The organism is Sphingomonas sp. BL-S-30, from assembly GCF_055521475.1.
The window spans coordinates 3534842-3548808 of the sequence record NZ_CM145481.1 but is presented as its reverse complement, the minus strand read 5'-3'; the positions used below and the strand labels follow the sequence as shown (position 1 = coordinate 3548808).

The 13967-nt window shown below is 66.8% G+C and carries 12 protein-coding genes; 5 read left to right on the top strand and 7 right to left on the bottom strand.

Annotated elements, in window-relative coordinates:
* Positions 1-2: 2 nt before the first annotated feature.
* Positions 3-1148: an adenosyl-hopene transferase HpnH gene (gene hpnH, locus ACZ1I5_RS16505; protein WP_465170324.1), complete on the top strand. Its 1146-nt coding sequence runs from the start codon at positions 3-5 to the stop codon at positions 1146-1148.
* Here hpnH and ACZ1I5_RS16500 read toward each other — a convergent pair.
* From ACZ1I5_RS16500 to hpnA, 7 genes are all read right to left on the bottom strand, one after another.
* Positions 1068-1790 carry a phosphorylase family protein gene (locus ACZ1I5_RS16500; protein WP_465170323.1) on the bottom strand — a complete coding sequence of 241 codons (723 nt, stop codon included), beginning with the start codon at positions 1788-1790 and terminating at the stop codon, positions 1068-1070. The two genes, hpnH and ACZ1I5_RS16500, sit on opposite strands and share 81 nt — an antisense overlap.
* Complete coding sequence (shc, locus tag ACZ1I5_RS16495) at positions 1787-3703, bottom strand: squalene--hopene cyclase (protein ID WP_465170322.1); 1917 nt, start codon at positions 3701-3703, stop codon at positions 1787-1789. The genes ACZ1I5_RS16500 and shc overlap by 4 nt, the downstream gene beginning before the upstream one ends.
* A gap of 202 nt (positions 3704-3905) precedes the next feature.
* Positions 3906-5168 carry a hydroxysqualene dehydroxylase HpnE gene (hpnE, locus tag ACZ1I5_RS16490; RefSeq protein ID WP_465170321.1) on the bottom strand — a complete coding sequence of 421 codons (1263 nt, stop codon included), beginning with the start codon at positions 5166-5168 and terminating at the stop codon, positions 3906-3908.
* Positions 5147-5986: a presqualene diphosphate synthase HpnD gene (gene hpnD / locus ACZ1I5_RS16485; RefSeq protein ID WP_465170320.1), complete on the bottom strand. Its 840-nt coding sequence runs from the start codon at positions 5984-5986 to the stop codon at positions 5147-5149. The genes hpnE and hpnD overlap by 22 nt, the downstream gene beginning before the upstream one ends.
* Positions 5983-6822, bottom strand: a complete 840-nt coding sequence (gene hpnC, locus ACZ1I5_RS16480; RefSeq protein ID WP_465170319.1) for a squalene synthase HpnC — start codon at positions 6820-6822, stop codon at positions 5983-5985. Before hpnC ends, hpnD begins: the two co-directional genes overlap by 4 nt.
* Positions 6822-7955 carry a glycosyltransferase gene (locus ACZ1I5_RS16475; RefSeq protein ID WP_465170318.1) on the bottom strand — a complete coding sequence of 378 codons (1134 nt, stop codon included), beginning with the start codon at positions 7953-7955 and terminating at the stop codon, positions 6822-6824. The genes hpnC and ACZ1I5_RS16475 overlap by 1 nt, the downstream gene beginning before the upstream one ends.
* On the bottom strand, positions 7952-8953 hold the full coding sequence (gene hpnA / locus ACZ1I5_RS16470) for a hopanoid-associated sugar epimerase (RefSeq protein ID WP_465170317.1): 1002 nt from the start codon (positions 8951-8953) through the stop codon (positions 7952-7954). Before hpnA ends, ACZ1I5_RS16475 begins: the two co-directional genes overlap by 4 nt.
* A gap of 341 nt (positions 8954-9294) precedes the next feature.
* On the opposite strand from hpnA, the gene hpnI reads away from it, so the two are divergent.
* The 4 genes from hpnI to ACZ1I5_RS16450 all read left to right on the top strand — a co-directional run bounded on the left by hpnI (position 9295) and on the right by ACZ1I5_RS16450 (position 13947).
* Positions 9295-10449: a bacteriohopanetetrol glucosamine biosynthesis glycosyltransferase HpnI gene (gene hpnI, locus ACZ1I5_RS16465; protein WP_465170316.1), complete on the top strand. Its 1155-nt coding sequence runs from the start codon at positions 9295-9297 to the stop codon at positions 10447-10449.
* A complete protein-coding gene (hpnJ, locus tag ACZ1I5_RS16460) occupies positions 10446-11891 on the top strand; it encodes a hopanoid biosynthesis associated radical SAM protein HpnJ (protein ID WP_465170315.1) in 1446 nt (481 codons plus the stop codon). The genes hpnI and hpnJ overlap by 4 nt, the downstream gene beginning before the upstream one ends.
* Positions 11892-12164: 273 nt before the next feature.
* Entirely contained in the window at positions 12165-13031 is an 867-nt protein-coding gene (gene hpnK / locus ACZ1I5_RS16455) for a hopanoid biosynthesis-associated protein HpnK (protein WP_465170314.1), read from the top strand.
* Positions 13032-13041: 10 nt separating this feature from the next.
* Positions 13042-13947 carry a ferritin-like domain-containing protein gene (locus ACZ1I5_RS16450; protein WP_465170313.1) on the top strand — a complete coding sequence of 302 codons (906 nt, stop codon included), beginning with the start codon at positions 13042-13044 and terminating at the stop codon, positions 13945-13947.
* The last annotated feature ends 20 nt before the right edge of the window (positions 13948-13967 follow it).

Genomic DNA, 13967 nt, shown 5'->3' with positions numbered 1-13967 from the left:
CCATGAGCCTTCCGCTTCCCGCGCTCGCACGCATCGGCGCCTATACCGTCAGGCAGCACATCAAGGGCGGCCGCTATCCGCTGGTGCTGATGCTCGAGCCGCTGCTGCGCTGCAATCTCGCCTGCCCCGGCTGCGGCAAGATCGACTATCCCGATGCGATCCTCAACCAGCGGCTGAGTTTCGACCAGTGCATGGAGGCGATCGACGAATGCGGCGCGCCGGCCGTGTCGATCGCAGGCGGCGAGCCGCTGCTCCACCGCGACATGCCGAAGATCGTGAAGGGCTATATCGCGAAGAAGAAGTTCGTGATCCTGTGTACCAACGCGCTGCTGCTGAAGAAGAAGATCGACGATTATGCGCCGTCGCCCTTCTTCACCTGGTCGATTCATCTCGATGGCGACAAGGGCATGCACGATCACGCGGTCGACCAGGACGGCACCTATGAGGTCGCGATCGAGGCGATCGAACTGGCCAAGGCCAAGGGCTTCCGCGTCCAGGTCAACTGCACGGTGTTCGACGGCGCGTCATCCGAGCGGCTCGCAGGCTTCTTCGACGAGATGGAGAAGCGCGGCGTCGAGATCACCATCTCGCCCGGCTATGCCTATGAACGCGCGGCCGACCAGGAGCATTTCTTCAACCGCACCCGCACCAAGCAGTTCTTCCGCGACGTGTTCGCGAAGGGCGATGGCGGCAGGAAATGGACCTTCACCAATTCGCCTTTGTTCCTCGACTTCCTCGCCGGCAACCAGAGCTATGAATGCACGCCCTGGTCGATGCCGCTGCGCACCGTCTTCGGCTGGCAGAAGCCCTGCTATCTCGTCGGCGAAGGCTATGTGCAGAGCTTCAAGGAGCTGATGGAAGGCACCGAGTGGGACGATTACGGCGTCGGCAAATACGAGAAATGCGCCGACTGCATGGTCCATTGTGGGTTCGAGGGCACCGCCGCGACGGATTCGATCCGCCACCCGCTCAAGATGTTCATGATCGGCCGCAACGGCGTGCGCACGACCGGGCCGATGGCGCCGGACATCGACATCAGCAACCAGCGCCCGGCGCAGGACGTGCACTCATCGCATGTCGAGCGCGAGCTGGAGATCATCCGCAAGGCCAATCCCAAGGCGGCCAAGCACGTCGCGAACGCGGCGTAAGGCGGCAAAGGCGCGCCCGGCATCGCTGCCGGTGCGGATGAGAGCGGGCAGCTGACGAGGGTTCCGGGCGAGCGAGGCCAGGACCGCGCCGAGCGCCATGCTGCCGTCCGGGCGCATGCCGACCAGCGCGGCCGGTGGAAGTGTGTGGTCAGCGGTGTCGGAGATCGCCCTGATGGCCGCGAAGGGCAGGCCGTGGCGTTCCGCCACGCGGGCGGCGATGTGGGATTCCATGTCGACGGCGAGTGCACCGGTTGCTTCGTAAAGCGCCTGCTTCTCGGCCACGCTCGCAACGATCGTATCGCTGCCGATGATCCGACCCACCTGAGCATCGGTCAGGTGTTGCCGCAGTGCTTCAACAAGATCGCTTCCCCGGCGAAGGCCGGGGTCCAGTTGCGGGACCTGCGTAACTGGACCCCGGCCTTCGCCGGGGAAGTATTCAGCTATAACCAGATCGCCTGCCTTCAGGATCGGATCCAGCGCTCCAGCCAGACCACAGGACAGGATCGCCTGCGCCCCCGACGCAGCCGCCTCCAACTCCCGCTCCAGCCGAGCCGCATCGCCGCCCCCGGCCACCACAACTACCCTCGGCCCACGCAGAATCGCGGCCTCTTTCCGCAAGCCGGTCGCGACCAGGATCGTCACATGCCGTACGCGACCTGGCGCGTGTTGGAGCGCTTCAGGTTGCGATAGCGCGCCATCGCCCAGAGCGGGAAATATTTCGGATAGCCATGATAGCGCAGATAGAAGACCCGCGGGAAACCGCCGCCGGTGTACATTTCCTGCCCCCAGAGCCCGTCGGCTTCCTGGTTTGCCGCAAGCCATTCGATCCCCCGCGCCACCGCCGGCGAATCGACGCCGCCGGCCGCCATCAGCCCGAGCAGCGCCCAGGCGGTTTGCGACGCGGTCGAGGGGGCAGGGGTATAGCCGGCATAGTCCAGTGCGTAGCTCTCGCAGTCCTCGCCCCAGCCACCGTCGGCGTTCTGAATCCGTGTGAGCCAGTCGACCGCTTTCGCCACGATCGGCTCCTCCGAGGCGAAGCCCGCCGCGTTGAGCGCGCACATCACCGACCAGGTGCCGTAGATGTAATTGACGCCCCAGCGGCCGAACCAGCTCCCATCGGGCATCTGCTCCTTGGCTAGAAAGTCGAGCGCCGCGCGCATCCGCTCGCTGTCGCGACTTTCGCCGAGCTGAGCGAGCATCGATACGCAGCGCGCACTGACATCCGAGGTCGGCGGATCGAGCAGCGCGCCGTGATCGGCAAAGGGCAGGTTGTTGAGGTAGTGATAGCTGTTGTCGGCATCGAACGCGCCCCAGCCGCCGTCACGGCTTTGCAGCCCGACGGTCCACTCCACGCCGCGATCGATCGCCTCTTTGTCGTCCCGCGCCTTGGCGCGGTCCATCGCCATCACCACCACCGCGGTGTCGTCGAGATCGGGATAATGCGCGTTGTTATACTGGAAGGCCCAGCCGCCCGGACGAACGTCGGGCTTTTCCCCGGCCCAGTCGCCCTTCACGTCGAGCACCTGCAATGGCTTCAGCCAGTCGAGCCCACGCCCGGCGCGCGCCTCGGCGTCCTCGCCGCCCGCTTCCAGCATCGCATGCGCGGCCAGCGCGGTGTCCCACACCGGCGAGACGCAGGGCTGGCAATAAGCCTCGTCCTCGCGGATCACGAGCAGCTTCTCGACCGATTGGCGCGCGATCGCCCGGGCCGGATGGTCCTCGGCATAGCCCAGGCAGTCGAACATCATCACGCTGTTCGCCATCGCGGGATAGATCGCGCCGAGCCCATCCTCGCCGTTCAGCCGCTCGATCACGAAATCGACGCACGCCTTGATCGCGCGGGCGCGCAGCTTCTTTGGCCACAGCCCGTCGCCGGCCTTCAGCACCCGGTCGAGCGCGTTGAAGCCGTGCGTCCACAGCCATTTGGTGTCGGCCGCCTTGGTGCCCGGACGGACATCCTTACCGGTGTACAGTTCGTCGACCTTCACCCCGAGCGCATTGCGCGCGACCGGCTGGAGCGCGCCGAGCACCAGCAGCGGCACCACCACGGTGCGCGCCCAATAGGACATCTTCGACAGATGGATCGGGAACCAGCGCGGCAGCAGGATCAGCTCCGGCGGCATGGTCGGCACGGTCGACCAGGGCCCGGCCGCGAACAAGGCGAGCTGGATGCGGGTGAAGACATTGACCGCCGCCGCGCCGCCCACCGCGAGGATCGCGGCGCGGGCGTTGGCCATATGCGGCGCATCGACCGGGTCGCCGATCATCTTCAGGGCGTAATAAGCCTTTACCGAGGCGCTGACATCGAACGCGCCGCCGTGGAACAGTCCCCAGCCATGATGCCCGGCCGACTGAATGCGGCGTAGATAGGTCGCGATCTTCGCTTCAAGCACGGCATCGACCGGCTCGCCGAGATAATGGCGCAGCAGGACATATTCGGCCGGGATCGTCGCATCGGCTTCCAGCTCGAACACCCAATGGCCGTCGTCGCGCTGCAGCCCGGCCATTGCGGCGGTTGCGCGGTCGACTGCCGCCTCGACAGTGGCGAGGGACATGGCGTCACGCGGTATTTCGGAAAAGCTCTGATGCATCGTTACGGTTCAGGCTCCTGAGAAATAAACATAGATCCCTTCCCGCTTCCCCGGCGAAGGCCGGGGTCCAGGTGGGGGGCGACGGTGACGAAGCGCAGCGCCTTTTTTCTACGGCCTTCCCACCTGGGCCCCGGCCTTCGCCGGGGAAGCAGGAAAGGGGAAACCATTAGCGTCCCAATGTCCGTCGCGCCACGGTTTCTCCCGAGCGCAACGCGCCCTCGATCGTGGCGGGGAGGCCGGTATCGGTCCAGTCGCCGGCCAGGAACAGGTTGCGCCAGCGCGTCGTGGCGGGCGGGCGCTTGGCATTCTGCTCGGGCGTCGCGGCGAAGGTCGCACGCTTTTCCTTGACGATCTGCCAGGCCGGCATCGGCGCATCCAGGCCGAGTGCGGCGCAGATATCGGCCCAGAAGGTCCGGGCCAGCGCCTCGCGATCGCTGTCGACCAGCCGGTCCGCAGCGCTAACCGTGACCGACAGGCGATCGGGAAAGGCGAACAGCCATTCCGCCGTCCCGCCGAACAGCCCCAGCATCGGTGGAGCGCCGGCCGGGGCGGGCAGGGCGAAATGCCCGTTGACGATGGCGCGGAAGTCGTCTGGCGCCTGGAGCCCGGGCACCAGCGAGGTCGCGACCCAGGGCGGCACCGCCAGGATCACCGCTTCGTCCATGCCCACGGGCTCGATCCCGGCGCCCCAGTCGAGGCCCGTGACGCGATCGCCCTCGACCGCAATCGCACGCAGCCGACGCCCGAGCACCACCGCGCTTCCCCGATTGGCGAGCCAGGCCAGTGCAGGATCGATAAAGGCCGCGCCGAGGCTGGGTTCAGCCACACGGGGACGCATCGCGCGGCCGCCCTTGGCGATCGTCTCGCGCAGGACATTGGCGGCGAGCAGGGCCGAGGATTCGCCGGGCGCCGTGTTGAGCGCCGCGAGCAGCACCGGCTCCAGCAGATGCGACCAGGCGGGGCCGCTCGTGGCGATGCGCTGGTCGATCCGACCCTCGCGGTTCGACAGCAGCTTGGCGAAGGGCAGATAATCGCCGATCCGGCTGCCCGGCACGCGCCGGGCCGGCGCGGCGATCCACCAGGGGAGCGCGCCGTCATTGATCCGCACCGTCCAGCGTTTTTCGCTGGTCAGGTCGTGGAACGTGAAATCGGCATGGTCCGGCCCGCCCAGCGGCGTGGTCGCGCCCACCGCCGATCGGAATCGCGCGACGGCGGGATTGCCCGACAGGACGAGATGATTGCCATTGTCGATCGTCAGGCCAAGCTGCGGATCGTGATAGGACCGGCAGCGCCCGCCCGCCTGCGCCGCGGAATCCGAAATCGACACGGCGACCCCCGCCTTGCGCAGCGCCACGGCAGCGGAAAGCCCCGCGAGCCCGGCTCCGGCAATCGTCGCCCGGGTGAAGCTCAACGCGTCAGCCACAGCCACGCCACGGTCCAGAGCAGCCCGAGCTTGGATACCTTCACCCGCTGGCGCGGTGGTTTCCAGCCGACCGCCTCGGTCCGCCGCAGCACCTTGGCATAGGCCGCCTCCATCAGGCGCGGCGCGATCAGGTGGCCGCGCGGGCGCGCCGCGAGAACGGCGTGTGCCTGTCGGTAATGCTCGTGCGCCGTCGCCGCGAGGGCGCGGCAGGCGGCATCGATCCGCGGATCGGCCACGACCTCCAGCGACGTGGTGAAGGGAATGCCGGCAGCGGCGATCGCCTCGGCGGGCAGATAGACCCGCCCGATTTCCGCATCCTCGTCCACGTCCCGCAGGATGTTGGTGAGCTGCAAGGCGCGGCCGAGATGAAAAGCGAGCGCGATTCCCGGTGCCTCGTCCATGCCGAAGATGCGCACCGACAGCCGCCCGACCGCGGAGGCGACGCGGTCGCAATAGAGATCGAGCTCGGCCATGGGCGGCCAGCGGATGTCGCGGTCGACATCCATCGCCATGCCGTCGATCACTGCCTCGAAATCCGCGCGGTCGAGGCCGAAGCGTGTCACCGCCTCGGCGACCAGAACCGCCTGACCGGGCGGGCCACCCGCGTAAAGCGCGTCGAGATCGGCGCGCCACGCGTCGAGGGCCTGCATCCTGCCCTCGCGATTGCCCTGCTGGTCGTCGGCGATATCGTCGACCAGACGGCAAAAGCCGTAGATCGCATACATCGCCTCACGCTCCGCCTTGGGCAGCACGCGCATGCCGGCATAGAAGGAACTGCCCGAAACCTGCTGTTGCAGGGCGGCGGGGGTGGCATCCGGGTTCATGCGGCGCGCCGGAACAGGCTGCCGACCGCGGCCCCCGCGGCGAGGAAACCGGCTTCCCACGACTTGTGATGCACCCGCTCGCTGAGCGGATCGCGCGCTTCGAGGCGTCCGCACAGGCTGATCGCAAGGCGCTGGATGATCGCGACTTCGGCTGCAAGGCGGCGGTCGGAAATCATCGCGGAGAAGCCGGCGGAGGTGTCGAGCAGCGCCCGGGTCTTGCCCGCCAGCGAGACGATCGCCGCGCGCAGGCCGGGCGTGGCGCGATCGGCGGCGAGATCCTCGATCCGCGCGCCCGTCTCGGCGAAGGTCTCGGCCGGGATATAGACGCGGTCGAGCGTGCGGTAATCCTTCGCGCAATCCTGGAGATGGTTGATCACCTGCAGCGCGGCGCAGAGCGCGTCGGAGGCGGGCCAGGTCGCGCGATCCTCGCCATGCACGTCGAGCACATAGCGTCCGACCGGCATCGCCGAGAGCCGGCAATAGCCGATCAGCCCGTCCCAGTCCGCGTAGCGCGTAACGGTCACGTCGCGCTCGAACGCATCGAGCAGGTCATGCGCATGGACTGGGTCGAGCCGGTGATCGGCCATGACCGACCTGAGCGCGATCGCCTCGGCAGCTCCCTCCGCCTTGCCGTCGAGCCCGGCGCGCATCCGCCCGAGTTGCGCGAGCTTTTCCGTCGCGGGCAGCGTTTCGTGATCGGAGATATCGTCCGCCACGCGGGCGAAGCGGTAGAACGCCATCACCGGCGCACGATGCTCGGGCTTGAGCAGGACCGAGGCGACGGGGAAATTCTCGTCGCGATGTCCCTTGCCCGAGGCAAGATCGGCCGCCTCCATCAGCGGGTCCCCGACGCCTGAGCGCGGCCTTTCCACATTCCACCACGTCCCCGCATATGCTGCCATGCCGATAGCAAGGTGCAGCCGGCGTAGAAAGCGGCGATCAGCGGCAGGGCCACGCCCCAGAGCGGGGAACGGCGATAGAAACGCAGCATCGGCTGGAAGGAGATCGCCATCAGCGCCCAGGCCGCCACGCCCGCGATCCGTGCCCAGCCGGTACCGGTCAATGCGAGGAGCGGCGGGGCGCCATAGACCAGGGCGAGGCCAATCAGCGTGCCGGCCAGCAGCAGAGGCGAATACCCAAGCTGGGCATAGGCCGAGCGCGAGATCATCGCGGCGATCACCCCCATATCGTCATAGGCGCGGATGCTGCGCGAGCGATGGGTGAGGCCAAGCCAGATCGGCCCCTGTTTCTTGAGCAAAGCACCGAGCGTGCAATCGTCGATCAGCGCGGTGCGGATCGCAGCGATGCCGCCGGCCGCCGCCAGCGCATCGCGGCGTACCAGCATGCAGCCGCCTGCGGCGGCGCCCGGGCCGTTCGGGCGATTCACCCGGCCGAACGGATAGAGCATCTGGAAAAAGAAGACGAAGGCGGGGATGAGCGCGCGCTCGGCCAGGCTGGTACAGCGCAGTTCGGCCATCAGCGAGACCAGCGTCAGCCCGCCGTCCTCACCGCGCGCGACCAGTGTGCGGAGCGTGTCGGGTTCGTGCGCGATATCGGCGTCGGTTAGCCAGAGATAGCGCGGCGCGGGGCCGGCATGGTCGACACCCTGTGCGACTGCCCAGAGCTTGCCGGTCCAGCCTGAAGCGAGCGGCCGGCCGGTCAGCACTTCCAGCGCATGACGCCCTTCCGTCGCACGGGCGATATTGGCAGTCCCGTCGCTGCTCGAATCGTCGACCAGGATGATGCGGAAACGGCCAGGATAGTCCTGCGCACGCAGGCTGCCGATCGCACGGCCGATCACCTCCGCCTCGTCGCGCGCCGGGACGATCGCAACCACTTCGGGCCAGGCGGCCGGGTCGGCCGGCACCTGGTGGGTGTCGCGCTCGCGGGCGAGCCAGAAGCCGCCATGTGCGAAGACCAGGCCGATCCAGACGACGAGGCTCAGGCCGCCAAGGGCGAGGGCGATCACCGGATCATCCCCGCGTCCCTGAACCACGCGATCGCATCGGCAACCGCCTCTCCCCAGGGCCGGGCGCGATAGCCCAGTTCGGCCTCCGCTTTGGCCGAGGTGAAGAACATGTGGTGCTTCGCCATCTTCAGCCCGTCGACCGTCAGGAACGGGTCGTTGCCGGTGATCCGCGCCAGCGCCTCATTGATATAGGCCAGCGGGAAGAGCGGCGCGCGCGGCAGGCTGATCGTGGGCGGCCGGCGCTTCATGATCGTGGCGATGGCGGCGAGCATGTCGGCCAGCCGCACATCCTGCCCGCCAAGGATATAGCGCTCCCCGATGCGGCCTTTCTCCATCGCCAGCAGATGGCCGGCGGCGACATCGTCGACATGGAGGAGGTTGAGCCCGCTATCGAGATAGGCGGGCATCTTGCCGTTCGCTGCCTCGACGATGATCCGCCCGGTCGGCGTCGGCCGCACGTCGCGCGGGCCGATCGGCGTGGAGGGGTTGACGATCACTACGGGCAGGCCGCGCTCGACGACCATCTGCTCGACCAGCCGCTCGGCGACCACCTTGCTGCGCTTATAGGCGCCGACCGCCTGTTCGGGCGTGGCGGCGCGGGTCTCGTCGGCCGGGCCAGCGGGGTCGGGCTTCAGCGTGGCGACGCTGCTCGTATAGACCAGCCGCTCGACGCCCGCGGACAGCGCCGCCTCCATCACCGCGCGCGTGCTGGCCAGGTTGTTGCGCACGATCTCCTCCGGATCGGGCGCCCAGATCCGGTAATCGGCCGCGACATGGAACAGGTGGCGCACGCCGCGCATCGCTTCGGCCATCGCCGCAGGGTCGCGGGCATCGCCTTCGACGAGCGTTCCGGGAAAATCGATGAGATTGGCGCGCGGGCTGGTCGCGCGCACGAGTCCGCGCACCTGCCGCCCCTGCGCGGCGAGCGCCCGCGCCACCGCCGATCCGACAAAACCCGACACGCCGGTGACCAGCACCGCATCCGAACCCTGGCTCACCCCGCCTCCGCGCGTTTCGATCGCGCTCTACACAGGATGCGCGAGCGGCGATAGGGAGGTGGGATGGTGGATGTGAGAAGGCGGTTACACTTTAATCTCCCTCTCCCCTTGTGGGAGAGGGAAGGGGCCCATCGCTCTTGCGATGGGAAGGGTGAGGGGGACACGCGTAGTTGCGGTTTCGAACCTCACTCCCCCTCATCCGGCGCTTCGCGCCACCAGTTTTGGTCGTCCGGCGGGCCGAAATGCCCCCCGGGCATTTCTAAACCATGCTGGGGGCATGGTTTACCCGTCGGTCGCCCAAAACTCCCACAGGGGGAGAAGGGTTTTAGGCTTTCGCCTGGATGCTAGCTCTCGCCATCATCGGGTGGGTGTTGCTGGCGCTTGGGGCGATCGGCACCTTGTACATGATCGCAGGCACGATCGTGTTCCGACGCTTCATGGCGTCGCAAGCAACACCGCCGCTTCGCACCGACGCCGTAACCCTGCTCAAACCCCTCCACGGCGCCGAGCCCCGCCTCCTCGAAAACCTGACAAGCTTCCTGGCCCAGGATCAGGCCGGCCCGATCCAGCTTCTTTGCGGCGTTCAGCGCGCGGACGATCCCGCCATCGCCGTGGTCGAGGCCCTGCGCACCCGCTTCCCGCATATCGCCATCGACCTGGTGATCGATCCCGCGAGTCACGGCGCCAATCGCAAGGTCTCGAACCTCATCAACATGATGGCCAGAGCCCGGCACCCGATCCTGGTGCTGAGCGACAGCGACATGGTCGCGGCGCCCGATTATCTCGCCCGCGTCCTGGCCGCGCTCGACGCGCCCGACGTGGGCGCCATGACCAGCCTCTATCATGGGCGGGGCGATGCCGGCTTCTGGTCGCGGCTCGGCGCGGCGGGGCTCAGCTACCAGTTTTTGCCCGGCGCGGTATTCGGCGTCGCGCTCGGCCTGGCGCGGCCGTGCATGGGGTCGACCATTGCGATCCGGCGCGACACGCTCGACCGGATCGGCGGGTTCGAACGCTTCGCCGACGTGCTGGCCGATGATTATGCGATCGGCGAAGCGGTCCATGCGCTCGGACAAAAGGTGGCGGTGCCGCCGATGCTGGTCACCCACGCCTCGGCCGAGCGTGGCTTCGCCGAGCTGTGGCGGCACGAGCTGCGCTGGGGCGCGACCGTGCGGGGTGTCGTGCCGGGCGCCTATATCGGCTCGGTGATCGGCATGCCGTTTCCGCTCGCCCTGGTCGGCGCGGCGCTCGTGCCGGCACATATCGCCGGTCTGGCGATCGCCCTCGCAGCGCTCGTCGTTCGCGCCATCGTCGTGCTGTCAGTCGACCGCCGGACCGGTGCACGCGCCGCACCTTTATGGCTTCTGCCGCTACGCGATTGCCTCACCTTCGCGATATTCGTCGCAAGCTTCTTCGCCGCATCGGTTGATTGGCGCGGACAACGGCTTAGAATGGAGAATGACGGCCGCGTTTCGGCTGATCCGGAGATTCCCGCATGATGCGTACGCTGTTCCTTCAGGCTCCCTCGTTCGACGGTTACGACGGGGGCGCCGGCGCGCGCTATCAGATGAAGCGCGAGGTGAAGTCCTTCTGGTACCCGACCTGGCTGGCCCAGCCGGCGGCGATGGTCGAGGGGTCGAAGCTGATCGACGCGCCGGCGCACGACCAAAGCTGGGACGACATCAAGCATGAGTTCGATGACCGCGACCTCGTCATCCTCCACACCTCGACGCCGAGCTTCGGCCAGGACATCCGCACCGCCGCGCTGATCAAGCAGCATAATCCGAACATCCTGATCGGATTCGTCGGCGCCAAGGTCGCGGTCGAGCCCGACAAGAGCCTTGCCGCGACGCCCCATGTCGATTTCGTCGCGCGCGAGGAATATGATTTCACCATCCTCGAGATCGCCCAGGGCAACCCGCTCGCCACCGTCGACGGCATCACCTGGCGCGCGCCCGACGGCGCGTTCGTGCGCAACAGGGATCGCGCGATCATCGAGGACATGGACGTCCTCCCGATGGTCTCGCCGGTCTATAAGCGGGATCTCAAGATCGAGAAATATTTCGGCGGCTATCTCCTCCACCCCTATGTCAGTTTCTACACGGGCCGCGGCTGCAAGAGCCGCTGCACCTTCTGCCTGTGGCCGCAGACGATCAGCGGCCATAATTACCGCTTCCGCTCGGTGCCCAAGGTGATCGAGGAAGTGCAGTACATCCTGGAGAATATCCCCGAGACCAAGGAGATCTTCTTCGACGACGACACGCTGACCGACAATCACGCACGCGTCGAGGAACTGGCGATCGCGCTCGGCAAGCTCGGCTTCGGCAAGAAGGGTTTCCCGGTGTCGTGGAGCTGCAACGCCAAGGCCAATGTGCCGAAGAAGACGCTCGAGATACTCAAGGCCAACGGCCTGCGCCTGCTGCTGGTCGGCTATGAGAGCGGCAACCAGCAGATCCTGCACAATATCAAGAAGGGCCTGCGCGTCGATGTGGCGAAGCAGTTCACCAAGGACTGCCACGAGCTCGGTATCGTCATCCACGGCACCTTCATCCTCGGCCTGCCGGGCGAGACCGAGGAGACGATCGAAGAGACGATCAACTACGCCAAGGAGATCGATCCGCACACCATCCAGGTGTCGCTGGCGGCGCCTTATCCGGGCACCTTCCTGTACAAGCAGGCGACCGAGAATGGCTGGTTCGACAACAGCAACGATCTGCTGACCGACGGCGGCAACCAGATCGCGCAGCTCAGCTATCCGCATCTCCCGGCGAGCGTGATTTTCGACAAGGTCGAGGAATTCTACAAACGCTTCTATTTCCGACCGTCCAAGATCTGGTCGATCGTGTCCGAGATGCTGCGCGACTGGGACATGATGAAGCGCCGCCTGCGCGAGGGTGTCGAGTTTTTCGACTTCCTGCGGCGGCGTAAAGAGGCGGCGTGAGGCGGACTTGCTCTCAATTGGCGTCATGCTGAACTCGTTTCAGCATCCAACCTGCCACCAGCGAGATGCCCTGTGGGGCACATTGGGTCCTGAAACGAGTTGGAGATTGTACCCCTCCGATATGTTTGCTTCCCCGGCGAAGGCCGGGGTCCAGTTGGGGGAGTCCTGGAATGGTCGCTCCGGCCGTTCCGCTCTGTCTCCCCACTGGACCCCGGCCTCCGCCGGGGAAGAAAAATATACGTCTCGACGGGGTAACTCCCAAACGAGTTCAGGGTGACGCAGCGTAAGGAAGGGAAGCGGACGGCAACGAAGCGCCTCATCGTCACCTCCGACGATTTCGGTGCCGCCGTCGCGGTCAACGAAGCCGTCGAACTGGCCCATCGCGGCGGCATCCTGACCGCCGCGAGCCTGATGGTCTCGGGCGACGCCGCCGGAGACGCGGTCGCGCGGGCCAGGACGATGCCGAATCTCGGGGTTGGCCTGCATGTCGTGCTGGTGGAGGGGCGGCCGACGCTGCCGCCCGAACAACTATCCGAACTGGTTGACGAGACTGGCCATTTCCGCACCGATATGGTTCGCGCCGGCATCGCGATCTTCGCCAGCCCGACGGCGCGGCGCCAGCTGCTCGCCGAGGTGGAGGCGCAGTTCGCTGCCTTCGCCGCGACTCGCCTGCCGCTCGACCATGTCAACGCGCACAAGCATTTCCACCTTCATCCAACGATTGCCTCCGCCATCCTCAAGGTCGGCAGGCGCTACGGCATGAAGGCGGTCCGCGCCCCGATCGAGCCCCGCGACATATTGGCCCGGATCGAGCCGGGCAGCGCCGGCATCGACGTCGCGCGACTCTGGGCGCTGCTCGTCCGCAAGCGGATGCGCGCGGCGGGCATGGCGGTGCCGGATCAGGTGTTCGGCCTCGCCTGGTCCGGTGCGATGGATGCGGCGCGGGTGCGCGGGCTGATCGAGCATCTCCCTGACGGGCTGACCGAGATCTACACCCACCCCGCCACCGACGATCATTATCCTTCCCACGCACCCGGTTACGCCTACCGGGCCGAACTCGCCGCGCTGATCGACCCCCTTGCGCGCGAGGCGATCTCGCGCGACAGGATCGCACTGGGGAGCTTCACCGACTTCGCTTGAGACTTTCGCCATGAACATTGCCAACGGCTTCAGCCACTTCGCCCAGCCCGAGCCGGTTCCCGACGGCCCGATCCGGCTCGGCAGCCGCGAACATCGCGCCCTGTTCTGCCAGACCATGCTCGACACGCACGATCCCTATCGGCCCGCGCTGATCGACTGGCCGAAGCTCGAACCCGAGACGCGCGACAAGATCGTCTCGCTGCCGATCTGGGACATCGCCGTCGCGACCGAGGGCCGCGCCGGCATGAACGTGAAGACCTTCGGCGAAGCGATCGGCGATCCGCTCCTGAAAGCCGCGGTCGACATGAACGGCTTCGAGGAGAGCCGCCACAAGATCGTGCTCGCCGACATGGTCCAGGCGTACGGCATCGTCCTGGCGCCTGAGCCTGACTACAAGCGCCCGCGCGATCCCGAATTCGCCTTCATGCGCACCGGCTATTCGGAATGCATCGACAGCTTTTTCGGCTTCGGCTTGTTCAAGCTCGCCAAGGATTCGGGCTTCTTTCCCGAGGAACTGGTCGATACGTTCGAGCCGGTGATGCGCGAGGAAGGGCGGCACATCCTGTTCTTCGTCAACTGGGTCGCCTGGTGGCGGCGCAACATGCCGTGGTGGCGCCGCCCGTTGTTCGAGGCGAAGGTCCTTATCGTCTGGATGTTCCTGATCGGCGAGCGGATCAGCATGGCCAAGGGCATGGGCGACGACAACACCAAGGCGCAGGAGAATAATTTCACGCTCAACGGCTCGAAGGAGCTTGGCGTCGAAGTGACTTTTCCCGAGCTCGCCCGGATTTGCCTTGCCGAGAATGACCGGCGTCTGGCACCTTATGACTCGCGGCTGATCCGGCCGCGTTTCGTGCCGGCGATGATGCGTCTCGCATTGCGGTTCGCGGGCGGGCGCAAGGGAGAGTCCGCCTGAACAATGTCGCTCGCGCGGGC